Genomic DNA, 13,927 nt, shown 5'->3' with positions numbered 1-13,927 from the left:
TTCTCCTATTATTTTAAATATCACTTTTATGATTGCAATTTTTTATTATAAACTCTAAATACTCTTTACTTGCATCAGTAATATCTATTTGAATAATTTCAGGCACATCATAACTATGTAATTCTTTTATTTTGCTTTTTATCTTTTTGAAATTTTCTTTTACTGTTTTAATGGATAAAATCGTTTCATTATCACTACAAAATTCATCATTCCAACTATAATGTGATTCTATTTCATTCATTTGTATGCAAGCTGCTAGCTTTTCATCAATCAATACTCTTGCTATTTTTTGCCCTTCACTTTTAGAAGAACAAGTTGTTTGTATAATTACTGCTTTCATAATTTTCTAACCTCTTCAACTAAATCAGATGGAATTAAAGAGTAATTATTTTTCTTATAATTTGCTGCTGCTAAGGTATGTGCTAAGCTTGCACTAATAGCTGCATCTAGTGGTGTATAATTTTGAGCTAATAAAGAAGCTACAAGTCCTGCTAAAACATCACCACTTCCACCTTTACTCAATACTGCACTTCCATATCTATTTACATAAATATATTCATCTTGAGCTATTATTACGTTTGCACCTTTTAATAATAAAACTACTTTTGGATACTTTTTACAAAACTTTTCTACATAAAAAAATCTATCAGCTTGAAGCTCATCAATTGTTATATCTGCAATATTACAAATTTTTAGTAAAGATACAAACTCTTTAGGATGAGGAGTTAATACAACATCTTTTTCAAAACTTTCAATTACTATTTCATCATAAAACAAATCAGCATCAATAATTTTAGGAATATCATTTCTTAGTATTTCTCTAACTTCAGCTGTCTCATACTTTCCAAGCCCCATACCTATTGCAATAGCTGTACAGTTTTTTGTCAAAAAGTGTGTTTGCATAATATGATAGGGTAAATCAAGACTCTCATGACAAACTACACTTACTAACCCTGTTCCAAATCCAAAGGCAGCTTTTGCAGCAATTATACCTGCACCTTTTTTACAACCTGCAAATACATTTAAGTGACCATATGTACCTTTATGAGAGTTTTTTTGCTTTCTATGTGGTAACCTTATATCTTTCTTTTGTAATAGAAATTTTGTAGTATTAACTTCATATACATCTCTTTGAACACCAAGATTAATTACTTTTACTTTTCCTAGGTAATCTTTGGCATTATCAGTATATAAAAATGTTTTTAAAGCACCCATTGTTAAAGTTAAATCTGCATAAAAAGCAGTTGTACTTACATGACCTGTGTTATTAACTCCACTTGGGATATCACATGAAATTTTAAAACTTTCAAACTCATTTAATGTATCAATTAATTTAATTGCATCATCTTTTAACTCTTTATTTAATCCTGTTCCAAAAAGAGAATCAACTATAATATCAGCTTCAAAAACTTCATTTGTTTCTTTTACACCTAGAGCTTTTGCTCTTTTATATTGAAGTTTTGCCATATCAGATTTTGGTTTACTTGCAAGATATAAACTAACATTATATTTACTATACAAAAGTCTAGCTAATGCTATTCCATCTGCTCCATTATTTCCACTTCCACAAACAATAAGTACTGATTTCTTATCTTCAAAATTATCTTGAATATATTCACACATACCATTTGCAGCGTGTTCCATTAAAATATCTTCACTTAGAGAAAACTCTTCGTAACATCTTTTATCTAAAGAATTTACCTCATCAAATAGTTTTTGCATAAATACTCCTCAAAATAATTCTTCTTACTTATTATTTAAATTTCCAACCTTGTGATGATAAAATTGTTTTTATTTTATCTTTTACATCACCTTGGATTTCAATCCATTCTTCTTTTATACTTCCACCACAAGCAAGTTTCTTTTTCAATAGTTTAAGAACATCTTTTTTATCGCTATCACTTAGATAAAATCTTCCAACTAATGTTACAGGCTTACCTTTTCTTTTTTCGTAAGTGAATACTAATTGATGTTGATTTTTAGGAATAATTTCATTTGAAGACTTTTTCTTTTTATCCTCTTTACTTGTATCAAACTTATCTCCATCTAAAGAAGAGTTCATACTATTTGCTAACATATCTGCTAAGCCACCCATTAAAACTCCTTTATTCTAGTTTGAATATCAATTTCATCAACTGATACAAAATCGTTTAATTTATATTGTTCAACGGCAACTCTTCCAATCATAGCTGCATTATCAGAACAATATTTAAGTTCACTTAGATACAAACTAGTTTTATGCTTTTTACATAACTCTTCGATTTGACCTCTTAAGTGAATATTTGCACTAGCTCCACCTACAATGGCTAAGTTTTTAGACACATTTATTTTAAACTGTTTTTTTAACTTTTGCATAATATGCGCAACTGCTGTTTTTTGAAAAGAGGCACAAATATCATATTTATCTTGTTCAGTTAATCCCTCTTCAGACTCTTCAAGTTTTTGGATTTGCATTCTAACTGCATTTTTAAGACCACTATAACTAAACTCAATCTTTGGACTTTGTCTAAGTGGAATTGGTAAATCAAATCTATTTTCATCACCTTTTAATCCATACTCTTGCACAACTGGGCCACCTGGATATCCTAAGCCCATCATCTTTGCAACTTTATCAAAACTCTCACCAAAACTATCATCAATAGTTGTTGCAACTACTTTCATATCACTTAAACTGTTTGCTTCAATAATTTGCGTATGGCCACCTGAAACCAATAAAACTGTCATTGGTAATACTTCTTCTTTTTCAATGAAAAGTGAATAGATATGACCTTTTAAATGATTTACTGCAATCAATGGTAGATTTAAACTTATAGCTAAAGCTTTTGCCATAGTTACACCTTCCATAAGTGTAACACTAAGTCCAGGGGCGTTTGTAACTGCTATTGCTTTTAGGTGTGGGAAATATTCTTCACACTCTTGCAATATTTTTGGAAGTGCTTCAACATGCAGTCTTGCAGCTAGTTCTGGAACTACTCCACCATATACGCTATGTTGTATTTCTTGAGATATTTTTTTGTGGTAAACTAATTCATTAGTTTCAATTTTTGTAATAGCTATTGAGCTATCATCACAACTTGACTCTATACTTAAAATCATTACTCTTCTTCACTATTAATTTCGCACTCTTCTTCTCGATTTAACCAATCAAGAGCACAATCAAGTTTTCCAAATCCAGAAGCTGCATTTATATGTCCAGCATCTTCCATAATTTTCATTCCAACATTTAATTTTGATTGTAATCTAATAGCTTCTTCAACTGTCATATATGGATCATTTGTTGATGCAGCCATAATTACCTCTTTTGCTTTTAAATCTTTTGCAATTGGATAAGGATAGAAAGTTTTAGCCTCTTCAATACTTCTATTCATAGAAACAGGTGCTACTAACATCAGTTTATCAAGTTTTATATCAAGTTCATCACAAGTATGAAACCATAAAACATTTCCCAAAGAGTGACATACAACCATATTTGGTTTAAAATGTTCAATTTCCTTTTTTAAAGTCTCTTTCCACTCATTTAAATCTGGATTATCTCTGTTTGGAAATGCTGGAAATGATACTACATCATTTTGTTTTATTAAATCCATTGCTAATTGTGATTGCCAATGGGGATAATCACTTCCACCTAAACCGTGAATTATTAATACTCTTTTGTTCAATTTTAACCTCTCACACATCTTACATATTTCTTTTTATGTCTACTATCATAATATGCAGTTCCACTTACAAAATGCATATAATCTGCGTAAAACCATAATGTTCTCCAATGAGCTTTTGAAGCCCAATATCCATCTCTTAAATTGTATCTAAATGCAAAATTAATATTTGTTTTTGTATTTTTTTTATAAACAATTGACTCATACTCTTCAATATCAGGAAGTCTCCAATCATTAAATCCTGCTAAACTTAACTCTTCACAATATTTTGTGGCTTCTTCATGAGTCAATAATAATTTAATATTATCAACATCATCTTGCCATAAAATATTTCTAGCATCATCTAAAACTACAGGATTTTTACTGTCTCTATAAATTTTTGCATCAAGTAATGATAAAAAAAGTAGAAATATGAATAAATATTTCATTAGTTATCCTTTAGATTTTCAACCTTGAACTTTCCTTTTTCTAGTGAATTTCTTGCACTTTCATCAAGTAGTTCTATTGTTACTTTATAATCTTTTTTAAAAACTAAACCTACTAACTGTTTATTTGATTCTTTTGTTTCTTCTATTTTACTATGTTTTTTCCATTCATCAAATTTTTTTTCATATATCTCAACGGTACTTTTTTCAAATTTACCTCTAGTGTAAATTAAATATATTACTAAAACAAGTAAAATTCCAAAAGGAATTAACATATCAAGACTCACAGTAAATTCTCACTTCTTTATCAATTTCAAATATATCTTCTATAGTTTTAGGTTTTACATTGTTGTATTTATTTATTGCATCTAAACTCATTTTAGAAATATCTAAAAAACCTATTTCACCATTTAAAAACTTTGAAACAGCAACTTCATTTGCTGCATTTAAAACAACTCCTAAATCAAGATTATTTAAAATTTCATCTTTTAATTCCCAAATAGGATACCTTTGAGTCTCAATTTTTCTAAACTCTAAAGATGAAACTTCTACTAAATCAACAGGCTTTAAAATCTCTTCATCACATTTTCCAAGTATTGCATAGGCTATTGGAAGTTGCATAGAAGCATTAGCAATATGTGCAGTTGTACTTCCATCACAGAAATTTATAAGTGCATGAATAAGTGATTTTGTCTCAATTATTGCATCAAGTTTTCTAATATCAAAAAGCCAAGCTGCTTCCATTAGTTCAAACATCTTATTTGTCATAGTTGCACTATCAATTGTAATTTTACTTCCCATTGACCAGTTTGGGTGGTTTAATGCTTCTTTTATAGTTACATTTGCAAGACTTTCAAGTGGATAGTCTCTAAATGAACCACCACTTGCAGTTACTAACATAGAATTGATTTTTTTATCTTGTAATAAATACCATAATCCAAAATGCTCTGAGTCAATTGGATTTAATTTAGTTTGGTCTATAAATTTTCCAGCAACCACAAGTGATTCTTTGTTTGCTAAAGCTATTTTTTTACCACACTGTATAGCTTTTAGTGTTGGTTTTAAACCTAAAAAACCAACAAGTGCGTTTACAACAGTCTTTGATGTGCTATTTTCAATAGCTTCTAAAATAGCATCTTCACCAAATGAAACATCATTATGGTTTACATCTTTTAAATTCTCTTTATTTGCAATTACTACTTTTTTAGGATTAAACTCTTTTATTTGCTCATTTAAAACTTTTATATTTGTCCCAGCTACTAAAACCTCAATATTTAAGTTAAATTTTCTAGCTATATTTAAGGTATTTACCCCTATAGAGCCCGTACTTCCAAGTACAATCACGCTAGAATCCTAAGTAAAACTAACATAACTATTGCACCAAATAAATATCCATCTGTTCTATCTAATACTCCACCATGCCCTGGTAATATACTTCCACTATCTTTTACTCCAGCTTCCCTTTTTAAGTATGATTCAAATAAATCACCAAATACAGAAGCAAAAGCAACAATAACTGAGATTAAGAAAGCAGAAAAGATTCCTATATGTTCATCTGCAAAGTATGTTCCTAAGATTGCAGCTATTATAACGCCACCTACAACACCTTCAATTGTTTTATTTGGACTTGTTTCACAAAACTTAGTTTTACCAATACTTTTACCCACAAAATAAGCTCCCGTATCAGCACCTGCAACAACAACTAATAACCATAATAGTGTTGATACTCCATATTCACTATATAAAGAGAGTAAAAAAAGAAAAGATGCAGTTGGATAAAATAGAGGTAAAAACATCTTTGTATCTATTGATTTTTTATATGCTAATTGAGAAGCATAACCAATAGCAACAATAAAGATTAAATCTTCAGGTGTTGGATAAAAATATGCAGCAAACCATAAAAGAGCAGTGTATACATAAATACTATCACTTTTTAAACCAAATAGTTTTTTAGACTCACTAATTGAAATCATAAGCATAATTCCAAACAGAAGCCAAAACACAAAATATGAATCAATGAAACCAATAATTAGCATTGCAAGAATTAATACAACACCCGTTTTTATTCTAGTAGAACTCTCTGAGATAACGTTAGACATAGACAACCTTATGTATAAATTGATATATTATACACAAGGTTGGCTTTGAATAGTTTTTATAATTTAGTTAAGTTCCTTGATATCAATAACATTATCATTTTCATCAAAATAATATAACTTTTTTAAACCATTTCTTTTAATTAGTTTTATAGTATTTTCTTTAGAATCAAATGAAACAAAGTCTCCAACTTCTGCATCAAAACCTTTTGGTTTTTCATCAAAAGCGAATCCTCTAAGTAGTGACGTTTTGTAAACTATTTGAGTTTTAGTAACATCCATACCAGCTACTTTTTTATATTCAATTGAACGAATTTCACCGTCTCTTTTGCTACCAAAAGGGTCTTTCACAGCACATCCAGTAAAAAATACAAAAATAATTAATACAACCAATGTCTTTAAATTCATTTTTTCTCCTTCTTTGAAACTATTTTATCAAATGAATGACTCATAAATGACTCAATTTTAATTAATTGTTAAATTTTTACCACAATAGTAGTGTAAGGATTATATAAAACATTTGCACCTGATTGAATTTTTACATTTCTTCTTTGGGTAAAATCAACTTCAATATTACCTGTAAAATCAACTGAAAACTTAGCACAAATAAGAGCTGCTTGTTCAATCACACTATCTGGAATTGCTTTTTTACTATTTTGTACAATCACATGTGATGATGGTCTATCTTTTAAGTGAAACCAAAAATCACTTGCTTTTGAATTTTTTAATAAATAGATATTTTCTCTCTCACTAGTTCCTAGCATGATTTTATATCCTTCAAAAAAGAAACTTTCATACTGTTGAGCTTTTTTAGTTTTAGTTTGATTTCTCTCTTTTTTAGGATATAAAAACTCACACTCTTCAATAGAATTTGCATTTTTTAAATTTACAATCATTCTATTTAAAAAATCTAATTTTTCATTTAGATTATCTTTTTCAAGACCTATATTTGAAGCTTTTTGCTTGGCTCTTTTTGCTTTTTTAAATAAATCATTTGAATATTTTGAAGCAGAAGCTGCCCCTTGTAAATCAACTTCAATCTCTTTTCCTCCATAATCAAAGGTTTTCAAAATCTTTTGATAAGGTTTAATTGTATGTAAATTCATAAGTATTAAATTTGCTTTTTCATATAAATCAATAGACTCTTGTTCTAATTCCTCTTTTTTGGGTAAAGAGTTAATAGTTTTTAAAAGTTTCTTTACTTTTTTATCAAGTTGTTGAATCTTTTGTTTTTGCACATTTTCTAAATTTTTAAGCTCTTTTTGCTTATAAATCTCAAATAAATAACTTTCAATATCTTCAACTCTATCTTCTTTAAATGCAAAACTTTGTTTTGGTATCTCATCTAATTTCAAACCAACTTTTACAACTCTACTTGAGGAAAATTCATCAATATGTCTTAAAGCTTCTAAAATAACTCTATTTTCATCTAATATAATAATATTTGTATGTTTACCTGTAAACTCTAATTGTAAAATTGTTGTTAGTTTTTTATAAGAAGATGAAGAGTTTACTTTTATATTAATAATTTTATCATCATTATATAATTCTATTTTTTCAATTTTAGAGTTTATAAATCTTTTTTGTAATGTTACATCAAAAGGTGCATTAAAATCTTTTTTTGCATTTAATTGATTCTCACTTTTAAAGATTGTACTATTACCTTTTGTAATATCAATATATATTATGTTTTTATTATTAAATTCAATTATAATTAAATTATTGTCCAATCTTTTGATATGCTTTATAGTTTGGGCATTTCCACTAAGGTATGCAACTATTTGTTTCAGTAAGAAATATTTCACTTTTGTTTCACTTTTTTTGTATAAATTTAGTATATCTTTATTTAGACATAGATATAATTATATCAAAGATAATATAGGAGAATGATTATGAGATTATTAAAGGTTTTACTTGCTGGTTCATTAGCTTTAGGAATTGCTGCAACAACTGTTAGTGCAGATGCTGCTAAAGGTCAAAAGATTTTTATTAAAAAGTATAAAGAAGCTTGTGGATTTAATGGTGCAAAATTTGCTTCAAACCACACTCAAGCAGAGTGGGAACAAATTATGAATGATGGAAAATTTAAAGAAGAAATGATTAAAATTTGTCCAAATTTAAAAGAAGGTGATATAAAAGATAATTGGATTCAGCACTTATATGATTTTTCATATGAATTTGCAGTTGATTCAGGAAATGTTCCTTCTTGCTAATCATAAAATAACTTTTTAATAACTAAAAGTACCTTTGTACTTTTAGTTACTATTTTTACTCTATAAATTACACTATTTAACTTACTTAAAAACACAAGGAAAAATTATGAAAAAAGGGATTATAACTCTTTCTTTATTTGCTTCACTTAGCACAGCAACTTTTGCAAATGACGTAAATTCTGCTATGTATGAGCAAATTCAAGCTTTAAAAGCTCAAATTGAAGCTTTAGAAAAAAAGATGAATGAACAAAAAACTACTGTTGTAAATGAAGGTAGAATTCAAAAAATCGAAAAAAAACTAGCATTAGTTGATAAAACTGCAAGATCAGCAAAAATGCAAAGTGCTGGAGATAATATTAAATGGGATATTGATTTTAGAACACAAGTTGATAATATTCAGTATAAACGAAATGGTATGAAAGATGCTAAGAATAATGCTTTAATGACTAATAGATTATGGTTAGGTGCAGCTTTTTCACCTGATGATAATACAATTTTTAAAGGAAAATTATCTTATAACAAAGCTTTTGGTGATACAGCTAATCACCAACAATCAAATACAAACCCAGGATATGCAAATTTTGATTGGTTAACAAATGAAAATGCAACTGATAATACTATAAAACTAAAAGAAGCTTATTGGTTATATAAAAACAATACTTTCTTAGGAACAAATGTTCCTTGGACTTTTTCAGTTGGAAGAAGACCTTCAACAGATGGACTACCTATAAATCTCAGAAATAATCAAAAAGCCAATTCACCTCTATCTCATGTAGTTGATGTAGAGTTTGATGGTTTTTCTGCAAAATTTGATTTAGAGAAAGTTACAGGAGCAACAGGTTCTTGGTTTAAAATTTGCGGTGGTAGAGGCTTAACAAATGCAAAACCTAGATTCCAATTTGATGGAACTGATTATGCAAGAGATGAATCAAAAAATGTTGATGTTGATATGCTAGGATTTATCGCTGCACCATATGATGATGGTCAATACTCTGTTCATATAAATTATGCCAGAGCTTGGAATTTAATTGGCTACAATGGAGCTGATATTGCCCCTGGTTCTACATTTATGACGGCTTACCAAAACTACATAATAAATCCAAATAATACTATAGGTGCTGCTCTTCAAATGGCAATGCCTGCATTTAATGATGTTGGTGATATGGATTTTGCAACAGTTTTATTTAAAACAGAAGGTATTGGTGATGGAATTTCTGACTTCTTAGATGATACTACACTATTTGCTTCATTTGCTATGTCAAAAACAAGACCTAATTCTATAGGAATGCTAGGTTCAACTGACTCGCAAACTGGCCACTCTATCTGGTTAGGTGTAAATGCACCTTGTCCTATTAGCCCAGATGATTCAAGAATTGGATTTGAATGGAATAAAGGTAGTAAATACTGGAGATCTATGACATATGGTGAAGATACTTATGCAGGAAGTAAAATTGCAACAAGAGGTCAAGCTTGGGAAGTATATAGAAACCAACAATTAACAAAAGCATTAAGCTTTGGATTAAGTTATGTATTAATGGATTATGACTTTACAGGTTCTAACTCTTTCTTTGGAGCAGAAGGAACACCACAAGATGTTAACACAACTGCAGGTGCTATAACTGAAGCCCAAGATATCAAAGCATACATGAGATATAAATTTTAATAAAAGAGGATTTCCTCTTTTATTACTTACCTAAACGAGTAAGAATCAAGTCTATAAACTATTTTCTCAGCTAATTCAATCATTTTTATATTTAATTTTTTAAAATCTTCATTTTTTATTTCTACTAATAACTTATCATAAACATGACCATAAGGATATAATAAGAAATAGATATACTCTTTACTTCTTGATTCTTTATTTAATTCCTTAAACCAAACAGCTAACATAGAAAAATATAACATCGAAGGATTAAAAGCATCACCTTGTTTTAAAAGTTTTGATACTTCTTGATTGATAAAATTATATGCATCTAAAATTGCTTTTATTTTATAGTGTTTTCTGTTATTTAAGTAAAACTTATCTTCATAAGTAACTTTTAAAATCTCTTTTAACATATCATTTCCAATATTATTAAAATTAATCATTATCTCTTTATCAACACCATAACTTTTTAAGTCTTCTTTATCTTTATATGAGTTAATTAAGTCTTTACAAAACAATAATAAAGCTTCTGTTTTTATTTTTGATAAGTTTAAAATCATTCTTTATTGTAACTAAATTTTGTTAAATTAAGTTATATCTAATTTAATTTAAGGCGCTTTGCGATAAAATAAAGCAAAACTATAAAAATAATTTGAAAAAGGAAATTATTGGAATTAATTGGTAAATTAAATGATGGTCAAATATATGACCTTCAGACTGCGGAAGCTTTAGGTATTGATGGGACTGACATAAAAGCAGACAACTCAAGTGAATCTTTAGAAATCTTAAGACACTCTTGTGCTCACATGATGGCTCAAGCTATCAAAGAACTTTATCCAGAAGCAAAATTCTTTGTAGGACCTGTCGTAAAAGAAGGATTCTATTACGACTTTAAAGTTGAATCAAAAATCTCAGATGATGATCTTCCAACTATTGAGAAGAAAATGAAAGAGATTGCAAATAGAAAACTTCCTATTGAAAGATATGAAACAACAAGAGAAGAAATCATTAATAAGTTTTCAAATGATGAACTAAAACAAGCTGTTTTATCAAACATCAAAGATGATACATTAACTATGTATAAACAAGGTGACTTCGAAGACTTATGTAGAGGTCCACACTTACCAAATACTAGAATGATCAGAGCATTTAAACTAACAAGAGTAGCAGGAGCTTATCTTGGTGGTGATGAAGCAAATGAAATGATTACTAGAATCTATGGTATTGCTTTCTTTGACAAAGGTGAATTAAACGATTACGTTAGAATGTTAGAAGAAGCTAAAAAAAGAGATCATAGAAAACTTGGAACAGAATTAGAACTATTTACATTTAATGATGATGTAGGTGCTGGGTTACCACTATGGTTACCAAATGGTGCAAGACTTAGATCTAAATTAGAACATATTTTATATAAAGCCCACAGAGTTAGAGGATATGAGCCAGTAAGAGGTCCAGAGATGTTAAAGTCTGATATGTGGAAAATTTCTGGTCACTACCAAAACTATAAAGAAAATATGTACTTTACTATTATTGATGAGCAAGAGTATGGTATTAAACCAATGAACTGTGTTGGTCATATTCAAATTTTCAAAAACGATTTAGTATCATACAAAGACTTACCTCTTAAACTATTTGAATATGGAGTTGTTCATAGACATGAGATGTCTGGAGCAATGCATGGTTTATTTAGAGTTAGAGAATTTACACAAGATGATGCACATATTTTCTGTATGCAATCACAAGTAAAAGATGTAATTATTGATGTATTAGAATTTGTTGATTCATTAATGAAACTATTTGACTTCAAATATGAAATGGAAGTTTCAACTAAACCTAAAAAAGCAATTGGTGATGATAAATTCTGGGAAACTACAACTAAGGGTATCATGGATGCACTTGATTCTGAAGGATTAGAATATGGTATTGATGAAGGTGGTGGAGCATTCTACGGACCAAAAATTGATATTAAAATCACTGATGCAATTGGAAGAAAATGGCAATGTGGTACAGTTCAAGTTGATATGAACTTACCTGAGAGATTCAATGTTGAATTTATTAATGATGAAGGTCATAAAGACCAGCCAGTTATGATTCACAGAGCAATTCTTGGTTCATTTGAGCGATTTATTGGTATTTTAACAGAACACTGCGCGGGAGAATTCCCATTTGTTATTGCACCAACTCAAGTAATTTTTGTACCTATTGCTGATTCTCACGTTGCATATGCAAAACAATTACAAAGAGAATTATTAGAAGAAGATATGGATTCTAAAATCTTTGATATGAATGAGTCATTAAACAAAAGAATTAGAATGGCTGAAAAACAAAGAGTTCCTATGATTGTTGTAATTGGAGATGAAGAAGTAGAGAAACAAACTGTAGCTCTTAGAGATAGAAGAAAAAGAGAGCAATCAAACATGACTAAAGATGAATTTATTTCAATGTTAAATGAAATTAAAAAAGGGAGTAGAATTTGAGTAGACAAGGTAAAAAACCAGAAGCAATAATGAATGAGGATATTAGAGTTCCTGAAGTAAGATGTACAGGTGATGATGGAACAAATTATGGAATTATTTCAACAAGAGATGCACAACAAACTGCAGATGATTTAGGATTAGACTTAGTTTTAATTGCACCTGATGCAAAACCACCAGTTGCAAAAATCATGGATTATGGTAAATTTAAATACCAACAAGAAAAGAAGAAAAAAGAAGCTAAGAAAAACCAAAAAGTTATCGTAGTAAAAGAGGTTAAATTCTCTGTTAAAATTGCAGAAAATGATATCAATTATAAAGTTAAACACGCTATTGAATTCTTACAAAAAGGTTACCACGTAAAATGTAGAGTATTCTTAAAAGGTAGAGAAATGGCTCATCCTGAAGCAGGTGCTGAAGTACTAGAAAAAGTATGGCCAATGCTAGAAGAGTATGGTGATAGAGATGGTCTTCCAAAACAAGAAGGAAGATTTGTAAACATGATGGTTCTACCAAAGAAAGACTAATTTAAATAAATACTACTCACTTTTAAAGAAGAGATTTTATATCTCTTCTTCTTTCTAAAAACTAATATTTAAACTTAAACTAAGCATTTTTTAAGTAGAATCCAAAACTTTTTCATATATTTATGAAAATGCAAATTTATAAGGAAGGATTTTTCAATGCCAAAGATGAAATCAAAAAGTGGCGCTTTAAAAAGATTTAAAGTGAAAAAGAACGGATCTATTAAAAGAGGTTCTGCATTTAGAAGCCACATCTTAACAAAAAAATCTCAAAAGAGAAAAAGAAATTTAAGAAGCCCGCAAACTGTATCTAGTTCTGACACTGGTAGAGTTAACGCGATGTTATGTAAAGCGTAATTACTTAAATATTTAAGTAATTTTGTAGTCCCTCCACAAAGTGGACAAGTTCGACTCCCATTTATGGTTGATTAGTCGACACCTATTAAATTAAGGTAAAGAAAGGAAAGATATGCCTAGAGTAAAAACTGGTGTAGTTAGAAGAAGAAGACACAAGAAAGTATTAAAACAAGCTAGAGGATTTTTCTCTGGTAGAAGAAAACACTTTAGAAAAGCAAAAGAGCAATTAGAGCACTCTTTAGTATATGCTTATAGAGATAGAAGACAAAAGAAAAGAGATATTAGAAAGCTTTGGATTGTAAGAATCAATGCAGCTTGTAGATTAAATGATATCAACTACTCAAGATTCATGAATGGTTTAAAATTAGCTAACATTGAATTAGATAGAAAAATCTTAGCTGACATGGCTATGAACGATGCTGCTGCATTCACTTCATTAGTTGCTTCAGCAAAATCTGCACTTAAATAATAAATTTGCAAAAAAATAAAAAAGGCTAGAAGTTAAACTTCTAGCCTTTTTTTATCTTCAATAAAAAG

18 protein-coding genes are annotated in these 13,927 nt (G+C 29.0%); 6 read left to right on the top strand and 12 right to left on the bottom strand.

Going from position 1 to position 13,927, the window contains the following annotated elements; genetic code table 11:
* Positions 1 to 13: 13 nt before the first annotated feature.
* From cutA to APAC_RS01040, 11 genes are all read right to left on the bottom strand, one after another.
* Positions 14 to 340: a divalent-cation tolerance protein CutA gene (cutA, locus tag APAC_RS01090; RefSeq protein WP_130232360.1), complete on the bottom strand. Its 327-nt coding sequence runs from the start codon at positions 338 to 340 to the stop codon at positions 14 to 16.
* The gene (locus APAC_RS01085; protein WP_130232359.1) at positions 337 to 1,722 is read right to left on the bottom strand and encodes an NAD(P)H-hydrate dehydratase; all 1,386 of its coding nucleotides are present in this window, start codon (positions 1,720 to 1,722) and stop codon (positions 337 to 339) included. Before APAC_RS01085 ends, cutA begins: the two co-directional genes overlap by 4 nt.
* 31 nt (positions 1,723 to 1,753) lie before the next feature.
* On the bottom strand, positions 1,754 to 2,095 hold the full coding sequence (locus tag APAC_RS01080; protein ID WP_130232358.1) for an SUI1 family translation initiation factor: 342 nt from the start codon (positions 2,093 to 2,095) through the stop codon (positions 1,754 to 1,756).
* On the bottom strand, positions 2,095 to 3,096 hold the full coding sequence (gene tsaD, locus APAC_RS01075; protein ID WP_130232357.1) for a tRNA (adenosine(37)-N6)-threonylcarbamoyltransferase complex transferase subunit TsaD: 1,002 nt from the start codon (positions 3,094 to 3,096) through the stop codon (positions 2,095 to 2,097). The genes APAC_RS01080 and tsaD overlap by 1 nt, the downstream gene beginning before the upstream one ends.
* A complete protein-coding gene (locus APAC_RS01070) occupies positions 3,096 to 3,659 on the bottom strand; it encodes an RBBP9/YdeN family alpha/beta hydrolase (protein WP_130232356.1) in 564 nt (187 codons plus the stop codon). Before APAC_RS01070 ends, tsaD begins: the two co-directional genes overlap by 1 nt.
* Positions 3,660 to 3,661: 2 nt before the next feature.
* Complete coding sequence (locus APAC_RS01065; RefSeq protein WP_130232355.1) at positions 3,662 to 4,084, bottom strand: Lcl C-terminal domain-containing protein; 423 nt, start codon at positions 4,082 to 4,084, stop codon at positions 3,662 to 3,664.
* On the bottom strand, positions 4,084 to 4,368 hold the full coding sequence (locus APAC_RS01060) for a hypothetical protein (RefSeq protein WP_130232354.1): 285 nt from the start codon (positions 4,366 to 4,368) through the stop codon (positions 4,084 to 4,086). The genes APAC_RS01065 and APAC_RS01060 overlap by 1 nt, the downstream gene beginning before the upstream one ends.
* Positions 4,358 to 5,425 carry a 1-deoxy-D-xylulose-5-phosphate reductoisomerase gene (gene dxr, locus APAC_RS01055; RefSeq protein ID WP_130232353.1) on the bottom strand — a complete coding sequence of 356 codons (1,068 nt, stop codon included), beginning with the start codon at positions 5,423 to 5,425 and terminating at the stop codon, positions 4,358 to 4,360. Before dxr ends, APAC_RS01060 begins: the two co-directional genes overlap by 11 nt.
* Positions 5,422 to 6,180 carry a phosphatidate cytidylyltransferase gene (locus tag APAC_RS01050; RefSeq protein ID WP_130232352.1) on the bottom strand — a complete coding sequence of 253 codons (759 nt, stop codon included), beginning with the start codon at positions 6,178 to 6,180 and terminating at the stop codon, positions 5,422 to 5,424. The genes dxr and APAC_RS01050 overlap by 4 nt, the downstream gene beginning before the upstream one ends.
* 63 nt (positions 6,181 to 6,243) lie before the next feature.
* A complete protein-coding gene (locus APAC_RS01045; RefSeq protein WP_130232351.1) occupies positions 6,244 to 6,585 on the bottom strand; it encodes a hypothetical protein in 342 nt (113 codons plus the stop codon).
* Between the two features lie 68 nt (positions 6,586 to 6,653).
* Positions 6,654 to 7,982, bottom strand: a complete 1,329-nt coding sequence (locus tag APAC_RS01040) for an NFACT RNA binding domain-containing protein (RefSeq protein ID WP_130232350.1) — start codon at positions 7,980 to 7,982, stop codon at positions 6,654 to 6,656.
* Positions 7,983 to 8,069: 87 nt separating this feature from the next.
* On the opposite strand from APAC_RS01040, the gene APAC_RS01035 reads away from it, so the two are divergent.
* Complete coding sequence (locus APAC_RS01035) at positions 8,070 to 8,390, top strand: cytochrome C (protein ID WP_130232349.1); 321 nt, start codon at positions 8,070 to 8,072, stop codon at positions 8,388 to 8,390.
* Between the two features lie 106 nt (positions 8,391 to 8,496).
* Positions 8,497 to 10,053 carry a DUF3373 family protein gene (locus tag APAC_RS01030; protein WP_130232348.1) on the top strand — a complete coding sequence of 519 codons (1,557 nt, stop codon included), beginning with the start codon at positions 8,497 to 8,499 and terminating at the stop codon, positions 10,051 to 10,053.
* Between the two features lie 26 nt (positions 10,054 to 10,079).
* Here the strand turns inward: APAC_RS01030 and APAC_RS01025 are convergent, their stop codons facing one another.
* Entirely contained in the window at positions 10,080 to 10,595 is a 516-nt protein-coding gene (locus tag APAC_RS01025; protein ID WP_130232347.1) for a hypothetical protein, read from the bottom strand.
* Positions 10,596 to 10,703: 108 nt separating this feature from the next.
* Between APAC_RS01025 and thrS the strand changes: the two genes are divergently transcribed.
* The 4 genes from thrS to rplT all read left to right on the top strand — a co-directional run bounded on the left by thrS (position 10,704) and on the right by rplT (position 13,859).
* Positions 10,704 to 12,512, top strand: a complete 1,809-nt coding sequence (gene thrS, locus APAC_RS01020; protein ID WP_130232346.1) for a threonine--tRNA ligase — start codon at positions 10,704 to 10,706, stop codon at positions 12,510 to 12,512.
* A gap of 29 nt (positions 12,513 to 12,541) precedes the next feature.
* Entirely contained in the window at positions 12,542 to 13,036 is a 495-nt protein-coding gene (infC, locus tag APAC_RS01015; protein ID WP_130234555.1) for a translation initiation factor IF-3, read from the top strand.
* A gap of 156 nt (positions 13,037 to 13,192) precedes the next feature.
* Positions 13,193 to 13,390: a 50S ribosomal protein L35 gene (rpmI, locus tag APAC_RS01010; protein WP_130232345.1), complete on the top strand. Its 198-nt coding sequence runs from the start codon at positions 13,193 to 13,195 to the stop codon at positions 13,388 to 13,390.
* Positions 13,391 to 13,502: 112 nt separating this feature from the next.
* Complete coding sequence (gene rplT, locus APAC_RS01005; protein WP_130232344.1) at positions 13,503 to 13,859, top strand: 50S ribosomal protein L20; 357 nt, start codon at positions 13,503 to 13,505, stop codon at positions 13,857 to 13,859.
* Positions 13,860 to 13,927 lie beyond the last annotated feature (68 nt).

Origin of the sequence: Malaciobacter pacificus (genome assembly GCF_004214795.1) — a bacterium.
Lineage (GTDB): Bacteria > Campylobacterota > Campylobacteria > Campylobacterales > Arcobacteraceae > Malaciobacter_A > Malaciobacter_A pacificus.
The sequence above is the reverse complement of the archived record's forward strand: the minus strand, read 5'-3'. Positions and strand labels throughout refer to the sequence as shown.